This is a genomic window from Streptococcus sp. Marseille-Q6504, assembly GCF_965111625.1.
On record NZ_CBCOON010000004.1, the window covers coordinates 32660 to 51021 of the forward strand.

General features: G+C 38.1%; 14 protein-coding genes. 10 read left to right on the top strand and 4 right to left on the bottom strand.

Annotation, left to right across the window (positions count from 1 at the left end; all coding sequences use genetic code 11):
- Positions 1–46: 46 nt before the first annotated feature.
- On the bottom strand, positions 47–847 hold the full coding sequence (locus tag ACWPUA_RS05255; RefSeq protein ID WP_006151636.1) for a glycoside hydrolase family 25 protein: 801 nt from the start codon (positions 845–847) through the stop codon (positions 47–49).
- Between the two features lie 157 nt (positions 848–1004).
- Here ACWPUA_RS05255 and glmU point away from each other — a divergent pair, with 157 nt between their 5' ends.
- From glmU to ACWPUA_RS05295, 8 genes are all read left to right on the top strand, one after another.
- Complete coding sequence (glmU, locus tag ACWPUA_RS05260; RefSeq protein ID WP_454379602.1) at positions 1005–2384, top strand: bifunctional UDP-N-acetylglucosamine diphosphorylase/glucosamine-1-phosphate N-acetyltransferase GlmU; 1380 nt, start codon at positions 1005–1007, stop codon at positions 2382–2384.
- Positions 2385–2393: 9 nt separating this feature from the next.
- Positions 2394–2939 carry an NUDIX hydrolase gene (locus ACWPUA_RS05265; protein WP_454379604.1) on the top strand — a complete coding sequence of 182 codons (546 nt, stop codon included), beginning with the start codon at positions 2394–2396 and terminating at the stop codon, positions 2937–2939.
- An 11-nt stretch (positions 2940–2950) separates the two neighbouring features.
- The gene (macP, locus tag ACWPUA_RS05270) at positions 2951–3262 is read left to right on the top strand and encodes a cell wall synthase accessory phosphoprotein MacP (protein ID WP_006151759.1); all 312 of its coding nucleotides are present in this window, start codon (positions 2951–2953) and stop codon (positions 3260–3262) included.
- Between the two features lie 10 nt (positions 3263–3272).
- Complete coding sequence (locus tag ACWPUA_RS05275) at positions 3273–3968, top strand: 5'-methylthioadenosine/adenosylhomocysteine nucleosidase (protein ID WP_454379606.1); 696 nt, start codon at positions 3273–3275, stop codon at positions 3966–3968.
- A gap of 120 nt (positions 3969–4088) precedes the next feature.
- Positions 4089–6377: a DNA helicase PcrA gene (gene pcrA, locus ACWPUA_RS05280; protein ID WP_454379608.1), complete on the top strand. Its 2289-nt coding sequence runs from the start codon at positions 4089–4091 to the stop codon at positions 6375–6377.
- 165 nt (positions 6378–6542) lie between these two features.
- On the top strand, positions 6543–6803 hold the full coding sequence (locus tag ACWPUA_RS05285; protein ID WP_454379610.1) for a SemiSWEET family transporter: 261 nt from the start codon (positions 6543–6545) through the stop codon (positions 6801–6803).
- Between the two features lie 105 nt (positions 6804–6908).
- The gene (locus tag ACWPUA_RS05290) at positions 6909–7610 is read left to right on the top strand and encodes a response regulator transcription factor (protein WP_454379612.1); all 702 of its coding nucleotides are present in this window, start codon (positions 6909–6911) and stop codon (positions 7608–7610) included.
- Positions 7607–8485 (top strand): sensor histidine kinase, encoded by an 879-nt coding sequence (locus tag ACWPUA_RS05295; RefSeq protein ID WP_454379614.1) that lies wholly within the window; start codon positions 7607–7609, stop codon positions 8483–8485. The genes ACWPUA_RS05290 and ACWPUA_RS05295 overlap by 4 nt, the downstream gene beginning before the upstream one ends.
- A gap of 39 nt (positions 8486–8524) precedes the next feature.
- Here the strand turns inward: ACWPUA_RS05295 and ACWPUA_RS05300 are convergent, their stop codons facing one another.
- The 3 genes from ACWPUA_RS05300 to ACWPUA_RS05310 all read right to left on the bottom strand — a co-directional run bounded on the left by ACWPUA_RS05300 (position 8525) and on the right by ACWPUA_RS05310 (position 11287).
- On the bottom strand, positions 8525–9286 hold the full coding sequence (locus ACWPUA_RS05300; protein ID WP_454379616.1) for an ABC transporter permease: 762 nt from the start codon (positions 9284–9286) through the stop codon (positions 8525–8527).
- Positions 9287–9296: 10 nt separating this feature from the next.
- Entirely contained in the window at positions 9297–10205 is a 909-nt protein-coding gene (locus ACWPUA_RS05305; RefSeq protein ID WP_454379618.1) for an ATP-binding cassette domain-containing protein, read from the bottom strand.
- A gap of 272 nt (positions 10206–10477) precedes the next feature.
- Entirely contained in the window at positions 10478–11287 is an 810-nt protein-coding gene (locus ACWPUA_RS05310; protein ID WP_454379620.1) for a Cof-type HAD-IIB family hydrolase, read from the bottom strand.
- Between the two features lie 116 nt (positions 11288–11403).
- Here ACWPUA_RS05310 and rexB point away from each other — a divergent pair, with 116 nt between their 5' ends.
- A complete protein-coding gene (rexB, locus tag ACWPUA_RS05315) occupies positions 11404–14655 on the top strand; it encodes an ATP-dependent nuclease subunit B (RefSeq protein ID WP_454379622.1) in 3252 nt (1083 codons plus the stop codon).
- On the top strand, positions 14652–18302 hold the full coding sequence (addA, locus tag ACWPUA_RS05320) for a helicase-exonuclease AddAB subunit AddA (protein ID WP_454379624.1): 3651 nt from the start codon (positions 14652–14654) through the stop codon (positions 18300–18302). The genes rexB and addA overlap by 4 nt, the downstream gene beginning before the upstream one ends.
- Positions 18303–18362: the final 60 nt, after the last annotated feature.

Below are 18362 nucleotides of genomic sequence, written 5' to 3' on the forward strand. Positions count from 1 at the left end.
AAATAAAAAAAGCAAGCAGAAGTAATATCTTGCTTGCTGAATGAAATTAAGGTTTTAAAAATAATTTTCTAAACGTCTCTTCCTTATCTTTTGACAAAGAAATAAGATTTAGGTCTAGATGATGTTCAAATCCAACCAGTTTACCTTTTGAGGTGTATTGATGAAGATCAAAGTCAAGGTCTGTATTTGGTGAACTTTCAAAGTAGCCCGAATCAGCTCCGTAGGAAGGAATCCAAATAGCTGAAAACTTATCTGTGCTGATGCTATGCTCTTCCATGAAGTAAACTCCGATGTAGATACCGATGTTTTTAGCACCTAGAGATTCTAGTTTAGCACGGAAAGCTTCAACCCCTTTATTCATGTCTGACATGGTTTTTTCTTCGACATCTAACCAATAGTAACTTGGATTGTATGGGGAAGCTGAATTGTAGAATGCTTCAGCAGCCTTTTCCATATCCTCTACACTTTTTCCAGATACATATGCATAGACAGCAACTGGAACATTTCTCTTTTGAAACTCAGCGATATGACTTTTATAAGCTTTATCTGTTCCATTCGTATAAGATGCATCGTTCTCAGTAGTAATCTGGTTTCCTCCGTGGACTCGAACAATAGCACCAGAGATATTTTTAGATAAAATATCATAGTTAATCTCTGACGGTCTTTGCCAACCAGAGATATCGATGATAGGCTTATCCAAGTTATGTAGAGCTTGCGTTTCTATTTGAACTGGATTTTGTTTGGTTTTTACAGGATGTTCTTCGAATCGTGGACGATTGAGAATCAAGAGTCCTATAAAAGCAGCAAATATAATAACTATAAAAGCTGGACGAATTTTTTTTCTCATACTCCTATAGTTTATCGTAATTTGTGAAAAAAATCAAAAAATTTACTCAAAACGGAGTAGTGACAGTCATTAGCGTTATGTTGAGGTTAACAAATTTGTGTATCGTGAAGTAAATTGTGGTATAATAATAAAGAATTTCTATAGAAAAGAGAAAAATATGACAAATTATGCAATTATTTTAGCAGCGGGTAAAGGTACCCGTATGAAATCAGATCTACCTAAAGTTATGCACAAGGTTGCAGGAATTTCAATGCTTGAGCATGTTTTTCGTAGCGTGGGCGCAATTAATCCCGAAAAAACAGTTACTGTAATCGGGCATAAGGCTGAACTTGTAGAGCAAGTTTTAGCAGGACAGACTGATTTTGTGAGACAGTCTGAGCAATTGGGTACTGGTCATGCGGTTATGATGGCCGAACCAATTCTTGAGGGTCTTTCTGGACAAACATTGGTTATTGCAGGTGATACACCATTAATCACGGGTGAAAGTTTGAAAAACTTGATTGATTTTCATGTGAATCACAAGAACGTAGCCACTATCCTTACCGCAGAAGCTGAAGATCCATTTGGTTATGGACGTATTGTTCGCAATGATAATGCTGAAGTACTACGCATCGTAGAACAAAAAGATGCGACCGATTTTGAGAAACAAATCAAAGAAATCAATACAGGAACTTATGTGTTTGATAATGCTCGCCTCTTTGAAGCTCTTAAAAACATCAATACCAATAACGCTCAAGGTGAATACTATATTACAGATGTGATTGGGATTTTCCGTGAAGCTGGTGAGAAGGTAGGAGCTTATACTCTGAAAGACTTTGATGAAAGTCTCGGTGTAAATGACCGTGTCGCACTTGCTACAGCAGAAGCTGTAATGCGTCGTCGTATTAATCAAGCACACATGGTCAATGGTGTTAGTTTTGTAAATCCAGAAGCGACTTATATTGATGTGGATGTTGAAATTGCTCCAGATGTACAAATTGAAGCCAATGTAACCCTCAAAGGTTCTAGTAAGATTGGTGCAGAAACTATTTTGACCAACGGAACTTATATCGTTGATAGTACTATCGGTTCAGGTGCTGTAATTACCAACTCAATGATTGAAGAAAGCACAGTAGCAGATGGCGTTACAGTCGGACCTTACGCTCATATTCGTCCAGGATCTAGCCTGGCAAAAGAAGTCCATATTGGAAACTTTGTTGAGGTGAAAGGTTCTAGCATTGGAGAAAATACAAAAGCTGGCCATTTGACATACATTGGTAACTGTGAAGTTGGCAGTGACGTCAACTTTGGTGCTGGTACTATAACAGTGAACTATGATGGGAAAAATAAATATAAGACAGTTATCGGAAACAATGTCTTTGTTGGTTCTAACTCAACTATCATTGCTCCTGTTGAGCTAGGAGATAATTCTCTTGTAGGTGCCGGATCAACCATTACAAAAGATGTACCAGCAGATGCGATTGCCATTGGTCGTGGACGTCAGGTTAACAAGGACGAATACGCAACGCGTCTCCCTCATCATCCTAAAAACCAATAGGAGCTTACGATGGAATTTGAAGAAAAAACACTTAGCCGTAAAGAAATCTATACCGGGCCTATTTTCCAGCTAGTTCAAGACCAGGTTGAATTGCCTGCTGGAAAGGGAACTGCTCAGCGAGATTTGATTTTCCATAATGGTGCAGTATGTGTTCTTGCGGTTACTCCAGAAAATAAGATTGTTTTAGTCAAGCAATATCGCAAGGCGATTGAAAAAGTTTCTGTTGAAATTCCTGCAGGAAAACTAGAAATTGGAGAAAACGCTGATCCTGAAGCGGCAGCCCTTCGAGAATTGGAAGAAGAAGCTGCCTACACTGGAAAACTGACTCTTTTGTATGATTTCTATTCTGCTATTGGTTTCTGTAATGAGCGATTAAAACTTTATTTGGCAAGTGATTTGACAAAGGTTAAAAATCCACGTCCACAGGATGAAGATGAAACTTTAGAATTACTTGAAGTTAGTCTTGAAGAAGCTAAACAACTGATCCAGTCTGGTGATATCTGTGATGCCAAGACTATCATGGCTATCCAGTACTGGGAATTACAAGAAAAATAGGGGAGGAACCCATGGGAAAACCTTTATTAACAGATGAAATAATCGAGCGTGCAAATCGTGGTGAAGATATCTCTGGTCCTACTTTAGTAGATGATCAAGAAACAAAGATATTATCGACTTCATCTCAACATTATAGAGCTTCACGTTCAAGCGACCATGGTTTTAGTCAAGATACCTTAACGATTGATGTTGAACCACAAATCCATAAAAGTCGTCGAATTGAAAATACTAAGAGAAATGTTTTTAACTCAAAACTGAATAAGATTCTATTTGCTGTTATTCTTCTCTTGATTTTGCTAGTTTTAGCAATGAGATTTATTTAAGGGGAATGTCATGAAAATTGGAATTATAGCAGCTATGCCAGAAGAGCTAGTTTTTCTGATTCAACATTTAGAAAACGCTCAAGAAGAGACGGTATTAGGAAATAAGTATCATACGGGTAAAATTGGTTCAATCGAGCTTGTCTTGGTCGAGAGTGGAATTGGTAAAGTCATGTCTGCTATGAGTGTAGCAATCTTAGCTAACCACTTTAAAGTAGATGCTGTTATCAACACTGGTTCAGCTGGTGCTTTAGCAAAAGGAATCGAAGTTGGAGATGTAGTGATTGCTGATAAGCTAGCTTATCATGATGTTGATGTGACTGCTTTTGGTTATGAATACGGTCAGATGGCCCAACAACCACTCTATTTCGAAACTGACAAGAAGTTTGTCAGTTTAATTCAAGAGAGTTTATCTAAACTTAACCAAAAATGGCATTTAGGTTTGATTGCGACCGGTGATAGTTTTATTGCGGGTGACGATAAGATTAAAGCTATAAAAGAACATTTTCCTCGGGTGCTTGCGGTTGAGATGGAAGGAGCGGCTATCGCTCAAGCAGCTCACGCGCTTAATCTACCTTTCCTAGTTGTCCGGGCCATGAGTGATAATGCTAACCACGAAGCTTCTATTTCATTTGATGAATTTATCGTAGAAGCAGGACGCAGATCGGCTCAAGCCTTGTTGACACTTTTACAATCTATTCATGATTAATATAAAAAGAACACTTGTTAGTGTTCTTTTTTTAGAAAAAAGGAAGCTTGTCTCTAATAGAGTTATTTTCAGTCTTTTTTGATATAATAGAAACATTGATTTGTAGAATAGGAAGAGAAAATGAACCCTTTATTAAACGGTATGAATGACCGACAAGCTGAAGCGGTCCAAACAACAGAAGGTCCACTGCTGATCATGGCGGGGGCTGGTTCTGGTAAGACACGAGTTTTGACCCATCGTATTGCCTACTTAATTGATGAAAAGATGGTTAATCCCTGGAATATTTTAGCCATTACCTTTACCAATAAGGCTGCTCGTGAAATGAAAGAACGTGCCTATGGGCTCAATCCAGCTACACAGGACTGTTTGATAGCGACCTTTCACTCTATGTGCGTTCGTATCTTACGTCGTGATGCGGATCATATTGGTTACAATCGTAACTTTACCATTATCGATCCAGGTGAGCAGCGTACACTGATGAAACGCATTCTCAAGCAATTAAATTTGGATCCTAAAAAGTGGAATGAACGCTCTATTTTAGGGACTATTTCTAATGCTAAGAATGATCTGATTGACGATGTTGCTTATGCTGCACAAGCAGGAGATTTATATACAAACATTGTCTCTAAATGTTATGAGGCCTATCAAAAGGAACTCCGTCAATCTGAGTCAGTTGACTTTGATGATTTGATTATGTTGACCTTGCGTCTCTTTGATCAAAATCCTGATGTCTTGACTTACTATCAGCAAAAATTCCAGTATATCCATGTCGATGAGTACCAAGATACCAACCATGCCCAGTACCAACTGGTCAAACTGTTGGCTTCTCGCTTTAAAAATATCTGTGTTGTTGGGGATGCGGACCAGTCTATCTACGGATGGCGTGGTGCTGATATGCAGAATATCTTGGATTTTGAAAAGGATTATCCAGATGCCAAGGTTGTCTTGTTAGAGGAGAATTACCGTTCAACCAAAACCATTCTCCAAGTAGCAAATGACGTTATTAAAAACAATAAAAATCGCCGTCCTAAGAATCTATGGACTCAAAATGCGGATGGGGAACAAATTGTCTACTATCGTGCCAATGACGAACAAGATGAGGCTGTTTTTGTAGCCAAAACCATCGATGAACTTGGTCGAAGTCAAAACTTCCTACATAAAGACTTTGCAGTCCTTTATCGTACTAATGCCCAGTCACGTACTATTGAGGAAGCTCTGCTCAAGTCCAATATTCCTTATACTATGGTTGGTGGTACCAAGTTCTACAGCCGAAAAGAAATCCGTGATCTCATTGCTTACCTCAATCTCATTGCCAACCTAAGTGATAATATCAGTTTTGTGCGTATCATCAATGAACCAAAGCGTGGTATTGGACCAGGAACTGTTGAGAAGATTCGAGACTTCGCAAACATGCAAGAAATGTCCATGCTGGACGCTTCAGCCAATATCATGTTATCAGGAATTAAGGGTAAGGCAGCCCAGTCTATTTGGGACTTTGCAAATATGATTCTGGATTTGAGGGAGCAACTGGACCAATTAACAATCACAGAGTTGGTTGAGGCTGTCCTTGAAAAAACAGGTTACGTTGATATTCTAAATGCACAAGCAACATTGGAGAGCAAGGCCCGGGTTGAAAATATCGAGGAGTTCCTCTCTGTCACAAAAAACTTCGATGATAATCCTGAAAGTGACGAAGAGGAAACAGGACTAGATAAACTTAGTCGATTCCTGAACGACTTGGCTTTGATTGCAGATACGGACTCTGATAGCCAAGAAACGTCAGAAGTAACCTTAATGACCTTACACGCGGCCAAAGGGCTTGAGTTCCCAGTTGTCTTTATTATCGGCATGGAAGAAAATGTCTTTCCTCTTAGTCGTGCCTCTGAAGATCCTGATGAACTGGAAGAAGAACGCCGTTTGGCCTATGTAGGTATCACGCGCGCTGAGAAAATTCTCTATCTAACCAACGCCAACTCTCGCTTACTATTCGGTAAGACTAACTATAACCGTCCGACACGATTTATCAATGAAATTAGTTCAGATTTGTTGACCTATCAAGGTTTGGCTCGTCCTGCTAATACAAGCTTTAAAGCATCTTACAGTAGTGGTGGTACTACATTTGGTCAAGGAATGAGTCTGGCACAGGCACTTCAAGAACGAAAACGGAATACTGCGCCTACATCTATCCAATCAAGTGGTTTACCATTTGGACAATTTGCATCTACTAGTAAATCGTCTTCTAGTGAAACTAGCTGGTCTATCGGTGATATTGCCCTTCATAAAAAATGGGGTGAAGGAACTGTTCTTGAAGTATCAGGTAGTGGAGCTACTCAGGAACTAAAAATCAACTTCCCAGAAGTCGGTTTGAAAAAACTTTTGGCTAGTGTAGCACCGATTGAGAAAAAGTAAGTTTTCTAAATGAATATGATTCCCTTTTGAAATGGCAAGAGGGAATTTTTTGATTCTCTTATCACAAGATTGTGATAGTTTACAAGTTTTTAACAAATAGCTTTTTAAACTTCACTATCTTAAAAAATAGTGTATAATTGAAAATGTCTTTGAAAGAAGAAGAAAATGAGTGAAAAACAAATGAAAACATTAGGTTGGATTGCAACCTTTATGTCTGTTATGATGTATATCTCATATATTCCACAAATTATGAACAACCTTGCGGGGCAAAAAGGAAACTTTATCCAACCAGCAGTAGCTGCAATTAACTGCAGTCTCTGGGTTTACTACGGTCTCTTTAAAAAAGAACGTGATATTCCTTTGGCAGCAGCTAATGCACCAGGTACCGTTTTTGGGATTATCACAGCTTTGACAGCTTTATTCTAAAACATAAAGTAAACTCTTCTTCGTATCTAGTTATGAGGGAGAGTTTTTCTTTATCCGAAATTCCTAAAAAAACATGATATAATAGTATTAGAAAGGTTGGTGTTTATGGCTAGAATACTTATCATTGAAGATAATAATGAGATCCAGGAAATTTTGAAAACTCTTCTTTCTAAGGAACATGAGGTGATTCAAGCTTTTTCTGGTACTGAAGGAATGATTCGATTTGAGCAAGGCAACATTGATCTAATCTTGCTAGATATTATGCTTCCAGGCAAAAATGGCGATCAAGTTTTAAAAGCCGTTAGAAAAGATAGCTCAGTTCCTGTCATCATGCTAACTGCCCTAAGCGATAAAAAGCTCATCAGCCAATATCTCTTAGATGGTGCTAATGATTATATTGTAAAGCCTTTTGATTTGAATGAAGTTTTTGCTAGGGTTATGGTACAATTACGTCAAAATAGTGACAAACAACCAGCTGAAATTGAACATCCAGACAAGTTGATTCACCAGTTAAAAAATATTCAATTTGATGCAGATAGTTTTGAAATCAAAAATAGCCAGGAAATTATTCGCCTAGCTAAGAAAGAATGTTTGATTCTCCAAACCCTGCTGAGACATCCTAAGAAGATTTTTACGAAAGAAGAACTCTTTGAATTGGTCTGGGAGGATAATTATTTACCAGGCGACAATACTCTCAACACTCATTTAAGTAATCTTCGAAAAAAATTAAGCCAACTGGATCCAGAGCAAGAGTATATTGAAACTATCTGGGGAGTTGGTGTGCGGCTAAAAGGAGACGAGCAATGATCTACATTTTACTATCTTTGCTACTGATAGTCATTATCGTATTGATAATATGGTTGATTCGTTATCATTTAGCACTCGTGAACTTGAGGCAACAAATCGAAGACAAGATTCATACTGGAAGTATGAAGAGAATAGGAGTGTCAACTTTCTCCAAGGCTTTTTTACATCTTTACAAGCAAATCAATCATCTCTTTCAAGAAGTTGAACAGTCACGGTTGATTATGAAACGTGAAAAACAGACTTTGGATATGGCTATCAGTAATATTGCCCACGATATTCGGACACCTTTAACGATTGCGTCAGGTTATACTCAACAATTGCTTAAAACAGAAAATCCTGAGTCTGAGAGTTTAAAAAAAATTTCCCATCATCTTAATCAAGTTTCAAAACGTCTAGAGGCTCTTTTGGACTATCGTCGGTTAATGGAAGGAGCAGTTAAACCTGACTTATCTGAGTTAGAAGTCTCGACATTTATGACGCAAAAATTGCTGACCTATTATGATTCTTTTCAGACGGCAAAGATTAACCTTGATTTTCAAGTAGAACCTGGTCTCTATTTATTGACAGATCCAGATTTATTAGATCGTATGTTACAAAATCTTATTGGCAATGTTCTAAAACATGGTAAGGATGAAGCGAGATTTTCTCTGAAGGAAGTGGACAATCATATCTGTTTGGAAATTGCTAATCTTGTCAAACAACCGATTCGTAAAATTGAAAATCTCAGTCAACGATTTTACTCTGAAAACCTCTCAGATACTGAAGAATCATCAGGTTTAGGTCTTTATATTACAGAAGAATTATCCTATCTACTTGGTGCAGAACTACAACTAAGTACAGATAGTTCTTGGTTTACAGTTAGAGTTCTCTTTTAAAACAAGCAACCTCCTCTTTTTGAACAGAGGAGGTCATTTTTATAAGCTTTTCTTTTTGAAAACAGCAAGTCCACTAATAGTAAAGAGTAGAATAATGGTCACTGTAACGATAACGGTGTATAGAATGGCCTGGCTATAGAAAGTCATGGCATAGGCAAAATTTAAGGATAAATAGCGTAAAATCTCAATATCTGGAAAGATAAGCATCGGCGTTGAAAGCAAGATAGAACTGATCAAATAACCAATGAAAACAGCCAAATAAGAATGAGTCACATAGAGAATGAAGGAAACAATGGAAAGCCAAGCTAGAAGGCAGAGGAATTGAAGAGTAATTGTTAGAAGGAGATTGCCAATAAATCCTTCTGGTATCGTACCAATCCCGTTTAGGATAGTTGCTGGTACGAAAGCAATAACTAGACTAACAAAAATTTGCATAAGTGCGATGCTTGCTAATACAAAAAATTTAGCTAAGAAAAACTCTGTACGAGAAACACCCACTGTCAAACTGTTTTTATAGAGTTTTCCGATAAGATCAACTCCTAGAACTAAGCAAGCAAGGATAATACAGAGGAAAACTAGGTTTGAGCTATTGCTAGAGGTGTTAATAAGGGCTTGTATACCATCCCATCCCTTGCTTGGCAGTTCGGTTTCTGCGTTTGTACTTGTACTGACGGATATGATCTGTCCTGTAGCTCCGAAAGTAGCCCCCATTAACATGAGTGCAAAGAGAACGAGCTCTGTAATCCAAAATCCTTTGGAACGGAAAAGACGGTAAAAGTCTGCTTGAATTGTATGTATCATGGTTTCCCTCCTATTTTACTAATTGTGTGAAGTATTCTTCAAGATTTTGACGAGCATAGTAAATCTCATCCACGTCAACATCTGCTAGAGTAAGTTCTTTGAGAATGCGTTTGACATCTTGTTCATGACTAAAAATATGAATCTCATTGTCAGAATTAACAACTTTAAATTCAAGATGCACTTTGTCTTTTAAGATTTGACTAGCTTTTTCTTTTTCACTTGTTTTTAGAACGATATAGTCTTCATTAAGTGTCTCAAATTCGGTCTTACTGATTTCTCGAATGATTTTCCCTTGGTCTAAAATTCCAAATCGATTGGCAACCAGGTAGAGTTCTGACAAGATATGACTAGAGATGAGAATGGTTATTCCTAGTTCTTGATTCAGACGTTGAATCATTTGACGAAACTCTTTGATACCGATTGGGTCAAGTCCATTGATAGGTTCATCAAGGATGAGAAAGTCTGGTTTTGATAGGAGGGCAATAGCAATTCCTAGGCGTTGTTTCATCCCAAGAGAAAAATCTCGAAAAACTTTTCTACCTGTATCTGTTAATCCTACATACTTTAATGTTTCCTGAATGACTTGATCGGCATTTGGGATATGTCGAATAGTACAATAGTATCTTAGGTTTTGATAGGCTGTTAAATGATTGTGAGCTACTGGGGATTCAATGACCGAACCTACTCGAGATAGGGCTTTCGTGCACTCCTTATACCCTTGAGTAGAAAAGAGGGAAATAGTTCCTTGGTCAGCAGATAATAATTGTGTAACGATTTTAATCAGAGTTGTCTTACCAGCACCATTTTTTCCGATAAGTCCATAGATATCTCCTTCTTTAACTGAGAGACTAAGATCTTGTAGAATAGGTTGTTTGCCAAATTGTTTGGACAAGCCATGGATTTCGAGGACTGTTTTCATAGTTTTCTCCTTTAACCTTTAATACTCAATGAAAAACAAAGAGCAAACTAGGAAGCGAGCCGCAGGCTGTACTTGAGTACGGCAAGGCGAAGCTGACGTGGTTTGAATTTGATTTTCGAAGAGTATAAGATGTTTTATTTTTATAACTCTAGTATAAAGCATAGATATCAAAGAATCGTCAAGCATTTCTAAAGTGTTTCTAAAGTTTTTAAATTAAAAAAAAAAAATAAAAGCCCAGTTGGCTAGAAATACTAGTTGACTGGGCTTATTTTCTACAAAATATATTTCTCAATAGCTCGTGCAACGCCGTCTTCTTCATTGCTAGCAGTTACGGCATCAGCAAGAGATTTGACGTGGTCACTGGCATTTCCCATGGCGATTCCCAGCCCAGCAAACTCTAACATCTCAATGTCGTTATTGGCATCGCCCATAGCCATGATTTCAGAAGGTTGGATATCTAAGATCTCAGCCAAACGAGAAAGAGCAGAAGCCTTGGTTGTACCGAGTGGCATTGCCTCATAGATCACTGGTTGTGAACGAACACCGCTAAATCTCTGACAAAGTTCATCAGCAAATCGTTGTTCAAAGTCATCTGTTTGTTCTTTTGTCCCTAAAAACATTCCCTGGAACATACGATATTTACCACTAGTAGCTTCTTCCAGTGAGATTTCAGTCAGGTCAGCAAAAACAAGTGTGGCATCATATTGAACGATAGGATTTGGTTTGCCTCCGAGAACGAAGTAGTGCTCTTCATCAAAAAGAGTCAATTGAACCTCACTCTTTTCAGCAAGGTCATTGAGGTATTCGATGTCAGATTTGCTAAGTTCCCGCCAGTCAACAAGGCTCCAGTCGCTGGTTTGGTGGGTAGAACAACCATTATTGACAATAACGTATTCATTTTGCAAATCAAGACCGAGTTTCTTGTAGTAGGGAAGAACTCCAAAGAGAGGTCGTCCAGTACATAGAACCAGTTTAACACCTTTTTCGATAGCTTTATGAATAGCATCAATATGAGCCTGAGGAATTTCCTTGGATTCGTTGAGTAGAGTACCGTCCATATCAAGAGCAAGTAGTTTAATCATAGTATTTCCTTTTCACGTGTTTTGCCTATATTATAGCATATTTTGGGAATCAGAGACAGAATCTTCTGTTAAATCATGGTATAATATAGAGTAATGAAAAAACAAACGAGGCAGAGATGAAACTACTTTATACCGATATTCGGACTTCTTTGACAGAAATCCTAACCAAGGAGGCTCAAGGACTGGTTGCCCAAGGCAAACGAGTCTTTTATATCGCCCCTAACTCTCTTTCTTTTGAAAAGGAACGTGCTGTGCTGGAGTGCTTGAGTCAGCAGGCTTCTTTTGCTATCACAGTCACGCGCTTCGCTCAAATGGCTCGCTATCTGGTTTTAAATGATATTCCTGAGAGGTCAAGTCTCGATGATATCGGTCTTGGTATGGCTTTCTATAAATGTCTGTCCGAGATTGACCCTAAGGATTTACGTGTTTACGGGGCTATTAAGCAAGATCCTCAATTCATCCAGCAACTGATTGAGATTTATCATGAAATTTCAACTGCAAAGATGAGTTTTTTGGACTTGGAAAGTTTGACAGATGCTGATAAACGCTCTGATTTACTCTTAATTTTTGAAAAGGTAACAGCGTATTTAAATCAAGGTCAAGTTTCACAAGGAAGTCCATTATCCTATCTGATTGATGCTATCGAAGAAAACAAGGTAAGTAGTGATTTTAACAAGATTTCCCTAGTCATTGATGGTTTCACCCGTTTTTCTGCAGAAGAGGAACACCTAGTGGATTTGCTTCATCGTAAGGGTGTTGAGATTATTATTGGTGTCTATGCAACTAAGAAAGCCTATAATAGCCCCTTTAGTGAAGGGAACCTCTATCAAGCCAGTGTTGAGTTTCTACGTCATTTAGCTTTTAAATATCAGACCAAGGCAGAAGATGCATGTCAAGAACATGAAAACCTTGATGCTTTTGCCAAGGCCTCAAAATTACTGGAAAGTGCTTATGATTATTCTGAAATCAGTATAGAAGTGGATGCTAAGGATAGAGAAGACTTGCAAATTTGGTCTTGTCTGACACAAAAAGAAGAGCTGGAGCTCGTTGCTCGTAGTATTCGCCAGAAATTGCACCAAGAGCCAGAACTTAGCTATAAGAATTTTCGTATCTTACTAGGAGACGTAGAGTCTTATAAACTGTCCTTGCAGACAATTTTTAATCAATATCAGATTCCCTTCTATCTGGGGAGAAGTGAGTCTATGGCTCATCATCCTTTGACTCAATTTGTAGAATCTGTGGGACGTCTCAAACGGTACTATTTCCGTCAAGAAGATTTGATAAACCTCTTACGAACCGGCTTATATACCGACCTTACTCAAGAAGAAATCGATAGCTTTGAACAATATATCCGCTATTTGGGTATTGATGGTCTTTCTAACTTTAAACAAGAATTTACAAAAAATCATCATGTAAAATTTGATTTAGAAAAATTAAATGAGCTGCGAGTCCGTGTTCTAAATCCACTAGAAACTTTATTATCCAGTCGTAAGCAAAAGACTGAAAATATCCTTATAAAATGGAATAACTTTTTGAAGGATGCATCTGTGACCAAGCAATTACAATCCTTATCTGAAACGATGGATGCGACAGAGCAAGAAAGACAAGAAGAGGTCTGGAAAGCATTTTGCCACGTAATGGAGCAATTTGCGACCGTATTTGAGGGGACTCAGGTTGCTTTAGATGATTTCTTGGCTCTTCTTCATTCAGGGATGTCCTTATCAAATTATCGTACAATCCCAGCAACGGTAGATACGGTTCTGGTGCAAAGTTATGATTTGATTGCGCCTTTGACTTCTGATTACATCTATGCACTCGGCTTAACCCAGGATCATTTACCTAAAATCACCCAAAATACTAGTCTTTTGAGTGATGAAGAAAGAGAAGTTTTAAACCGAGGTACTGAAGAAGGCTCTCAATTATTGATTGCTAGCCATGAAAATCTTAAGAAGAATCGCTATACCATGCTTTCTTTGGTGAACTCTGCCAAGAAGCAATTAGTCTTATCAGCGCCTAGTTTACTCAATGAAAACGAGAGTAAAGAGTCAGTTTATCTGAAAGAATTGCAGGATTTTGGTTTTACCAAGATTGAAAAGAGAATCGACCGAAACAGTCTATCAACTGAAGACATTGGTTCTTATCACAGTCTTCTGTCTAGTCTTGTTGCTTATCACCAGCAAGGTGATATGGAGACAAGTGAGCAAGATTTGACCTTTATTAAGGTTCTAGCTCGTGTTATGGGGAGAAAATTAGAAGATCAAGGTCTTGATAATCCTGTCCTACCGACAAGTCCAAAAAGTAAGACCTTAGCTACTGAAACTCTGAAAGCCTTGTATCCTCAAGATCAAGATTTTTATCTATCAACTTCTGGATTGACAGAGTTTTATCGAAACGAATACAGTTATTACCTTCGATATGTCTTAGGCTTACAGGAAGAATTACGTTTGCGACCTGATGCTCGAAGCCATGGGAATTTCTTGCATCGTATTTTTGAACGCGCTATGAAACTTCCTGTTGATACACCTTTTGACCGTCGTTTAGAACAAGCAATTTCTGAAACCAGTCAAGAACGTGAGTTTCAAGCCATTTATCAAGAAAGTTTGGAAGCCCAATTAACCAAAGAAGTTCTTTTGGATGTAGCGCGTGCAACTGGGCACATTCTTCGTCACAATTCTGAAATTGAAACAATTCAGGAAGAAGCAGTCTTTGGTGGTAAGGAACAAGCTTTTGTTCAGTTAGAAAACGGCAGAAATGTCTATGTCCGTGGTAAAGTTGACCGTATAGATCGCTTAAAAACCAGTGAAGCTATTGGTGTTGTCGATTACAAATCTTCTCTAACTCAGTTTAACTTCCCTCTATTTTATAACGGCCTTAATTCACAGTTACCGACCTATCTAGCTGCTCTTAAGAAAGAAGGAAATACAGACTTCTTTGGTGCCATGTATTTAGAGATGGCTGAACCAGTTCAGTCTATACAAACAGTTAAAACTCTTTCAAAGGCTTTGGCAGAAACGACTAAGAGTATGAAATATCAAGGGTTATTTCTCGAAAAAGAGATAAAGAACCTTGGGGAACTTTACAATAAAAACAAGACCTATCAGTTGTCTGATGAGGAGTTCCAGTTATTGCTGGACTATAACGCCCTTATTTATAAGAAAGCAGCAGAGAAGATTTTATCTGGTAGATTTGCTATCAATCCTTATACAGAAGACGGCAGAAGTATTGCCCCATATGTCCAACAATACCAGTCGATAACTGGTTTTGAAGCTAATTACCATCTAGGTCAGGCTAGATTGTTAGATAAGGTTGCAAAGAGCAATGATAAGGAAACATGGTTTAATAAAATTAGAGAGGAGTTGGAGCGATGAAATTTTTATCCCAAGAAGAGATTGAAAAGTTGCAAATAGAAGAAGCTCATTCTGACAAGAAACCCAAGAAAACTGCTGAACAAATTCAAGCTATTTACAGTTCTGGTCAAAACATTCTGGTCTCAGCATCAGCTGGCTCAGGAAAAACCTTTGTCATGGCTGAACGAATTCTTGATCAACTAGCGCGTGGAGTAGAAATTCGCCAACTCTTTATCTCAACCTTTACGGTAAAGGCAGCAACCGAGTTAAAAGAACGCTTGGAAAAGAAAATCAGCCAACAAATCCAAGAGACTCAAGATATGGAGCTAAAAAAGCATCTTGGAAGACAATTAGCTGATTTACCAAACGCTGCTATTGGAACTATGGACTCTTTTACTCAGAAGTTTCTAGCCAAACATGGCTATCTTCTAGATCTTGCTCCAAACTTCCGCATTCTTGAGAATGAAAGTGAGCAACTCCTCTTAAAAAACGAAGTCTTTCGACAGGTTTTTGAAAAACACTACCAAGGTAAGGAACAAGAACAGTTTAGTCAGCTGGTCAAGAACTTTGCGGGTAAAAGTAAGGATGCGCGTGGTTTGCGTAAACAGGTCTATATGATTTATGACTTTTTGCAATCTACAAGTAATCCTCAGGCTTGGCTACAGGAATCTTTCTTAAAAGGTTTCGAAAAGGCTGATTTTACAGTTGCTAAAGAAAACCTTGCAGAGGATTTAAAAGAAAGACTTTGGGATTTGGAAAGTTTCTTCCGTTACCATCTAGAGAATGATGCTAAGGAATTTGGGAAAGCAGCCTACTTAGAAGCTGTCCAACAAGTTCTTGATGAAATTGGAGCTTTAACAAACGAATCTACTTTTAATCAATATCAAGAAGTTCTAGAGCGAGTTGTGAGTATTTCTAAAGATAAGGGTGGTCGTGCTCTCACAAATGCTAGTCGCAAGGCTGAACTCCTAGAACTGAAAGAAGCTTACAACCAAGAGAGAAAAGACAAGTTTGAAAAGCTAATTGCACTAAATGACCAAATTACTTTATTGAAATTCCAGGAAAAATATCATCAAGAGTCTTGGGACTTAGCAAAGACTTTTCAAGTTTTCATGAGTGATTTTGTTGATGCCTATCGAAAGCGTAAACGTGAAGAAAATGCCTTCGAATTTGCTGATATTAGCCACTATACCATTGAGATTCTGGAAAACTTTCCTCAGGTACGAAAAGAGTATCAGGAACGTTTCCACGAAGTTATGGTCGATGAGTACCAAGATACCAACCATATCCAGGAAAGAATGTTGGAGCTCCTTTCTAACGGACATAACCGTTTTATGGTGGGAGATATCAAGCAGTCTATTTATCGTTTTAGACAGGCAGATCCCCAAATCTTCAATGAAAAATTCCATAGTTTTGCTCAAGATAGTGAAGAAGGTCAGTTAATACTGCTCAAGGAAAACTTCCGTAGTAGTTCAGAAGTACTAAATGCTATCAACGACGTCTTTAAGCATCTCATGGATGAGGAAGTTGGAGAGATTTCTTATGACGGCATGCATCAACTTGTTTTCGGAAATACTGATTTACACCCTGATCCAGAAAACAAGGCAGAAGTCCTCTTGTATGATAAGGATGTTGACGGTGATTCTAAGGAAGAGGAAGAATTTTCGTCCAACAAACTGACTGGTGAAATGCGAATGATCATTAAGGAGATATTGCATCTTCATAATGATAAAGGGATTCCTTTCAAGGACATTGCTCTCTTAACTGCTAGTAGAAGTCGTAATGACCAAGTTTTACTTGCATTATCTGAGTATGGTATTCCTGTCAAGACGGATGGAGCTCAAAACAATTATTTGCAATCTTTAGAAGTGCAGGTGATGTTGGATACTCTTCGTGTCATCCATAATCCTCTCCAAGACTTCGCTTTAGTAGCTCTCATGAAGTCTCCTATGTTTAGCTTTGACGAGGATGAATTGGCTCGATTAGCCCTTCAGAAATCTGAGGATAAGGTTCAAGAGAACTTTTATGAGAAACTAGTCAATGCTCAAGCAAAAACTAGCCTCCATAAAGATTTAATCAAGTCTGAATTACTTAAAAAGTTAGACTTGTTTATGGAAACTGTTAATTCTTGGCGTTTGTTCTCAAAAACTCATTCGCTTTATGACCTTATTTGGAAAATCTATAGCGAACGTTTCTACTATGATTATGTTGGGGCTTTGCCAAATGGTCAGGCTAGACAGGCCAACCTCTATGCCCTAGCACTACGAGCTGACCAGTTTGAAAAGAGTAATTTTAAAGGCTTATCACGTTTCATAACTATGATTGATCAAGTCTTGGAAGCCAAGCACGACCTTGCCAGTGTCACTGTAGCTCCACCTAAGGATGCTGTGGAGCTTATGAGTATTCATAAGAGTAAGGGGCTTGAGTTCCCTTATGTCTTTATTCTCAATATTGATCAGCAATTTAACAAGCAAGATTCCATGTCTGAAGTTATCCTAAGTCGTAAAAATGGCCTTGGTCTTAAGTACGTAGCTAGAGTAGCTACAAATGCAAAAGAGGAATATCTTCCATCTACTATTAAGTTATCGATTCCAAGCTTGACTTATAGTCAAAATGAGGAGGAGCTCCAATTAGCAAGCTATTCTGAGTTGATGCGTTTACTTTATGTAGCCATGACTCGTGCTGAAAAAAAACTCTATCTAGTCGGAAAAGGATCTCGGGAAAAGTTGGAGTCTAAAGTATTCCCGACAAATGGGAAAGGTCTTTTGACTCGTGAAACTAGACTTGATGCTCAAAATTTCCAGGACTGGATTTGGGCCATCTATCAAGCTTTTTCTAAAGAGGACTTACACTTTAGTGTTCGTTTCGAAGGTGAAGAACAACTGACAGAAGAAGCTATCGGTAAATTGGAAACTAAAAGCCAGCTCCAAGATCTTTCTCAGGCAAGCAACCGTCAGTCTGATACCATTAAGGAAGCTTTACAAATGCTGAAAGAAGTGGAAGTGTATAATGAAATCCACCGTGCAGCGATTAATCTTCCGAGTGTTCAGACCCCAAGTCAGATTAAGAAGTTTTATGAACCAGTCATGGATATGGAAGGTGTAGTATTAGCTAGTCAATCTAAACCAAAAGAAACTATGATTCAGTTTGAACTTCCAGACTTCTCCAAGACAGAAAAAGTCACTGGAGCTGAGATTGGTAGTGCTACTCATGAATTGATGCAACGAATCAATCTCGCTAAGAAACCTACTTTAGAAACCTTGACAGAAGCCTTGGAACAAGTTCAGGCGACTTCAGCTGTTAAAGATAAAGTTAATATAGAAAAAATCTTGTCTTTCTTTGATACAGCTCTTGGTCAAGAGATTCTAAAAAATCAAGATAAACTTTATCGAGAACAACCCTTCTCTATGTTAAAACGGGATGCTAAGAGTCAGGAAGACTTTGTTGTCCGTGGAATTTTAGATGGTTATCTCCTTTATGAGGATAAAATTGTTCTCTTTGACTACAAGACAGATCATTATGAATATCCAAGTCAACTGATTGAACGTTATAGAGGTCAATTATCTCTATATGCAGAAGCCTTATCCCGTTCTTATGAGATAGATAAGATTGAAAAATATTTGATCTTACTTGGCAAAGATATGGTTGAGGTGGTCGAAGTTAACTAATCTTGTAAAAACTATTGCCTTAACGGCAGTAGTTTTTATTTATTTTCAGTTATGGTATAC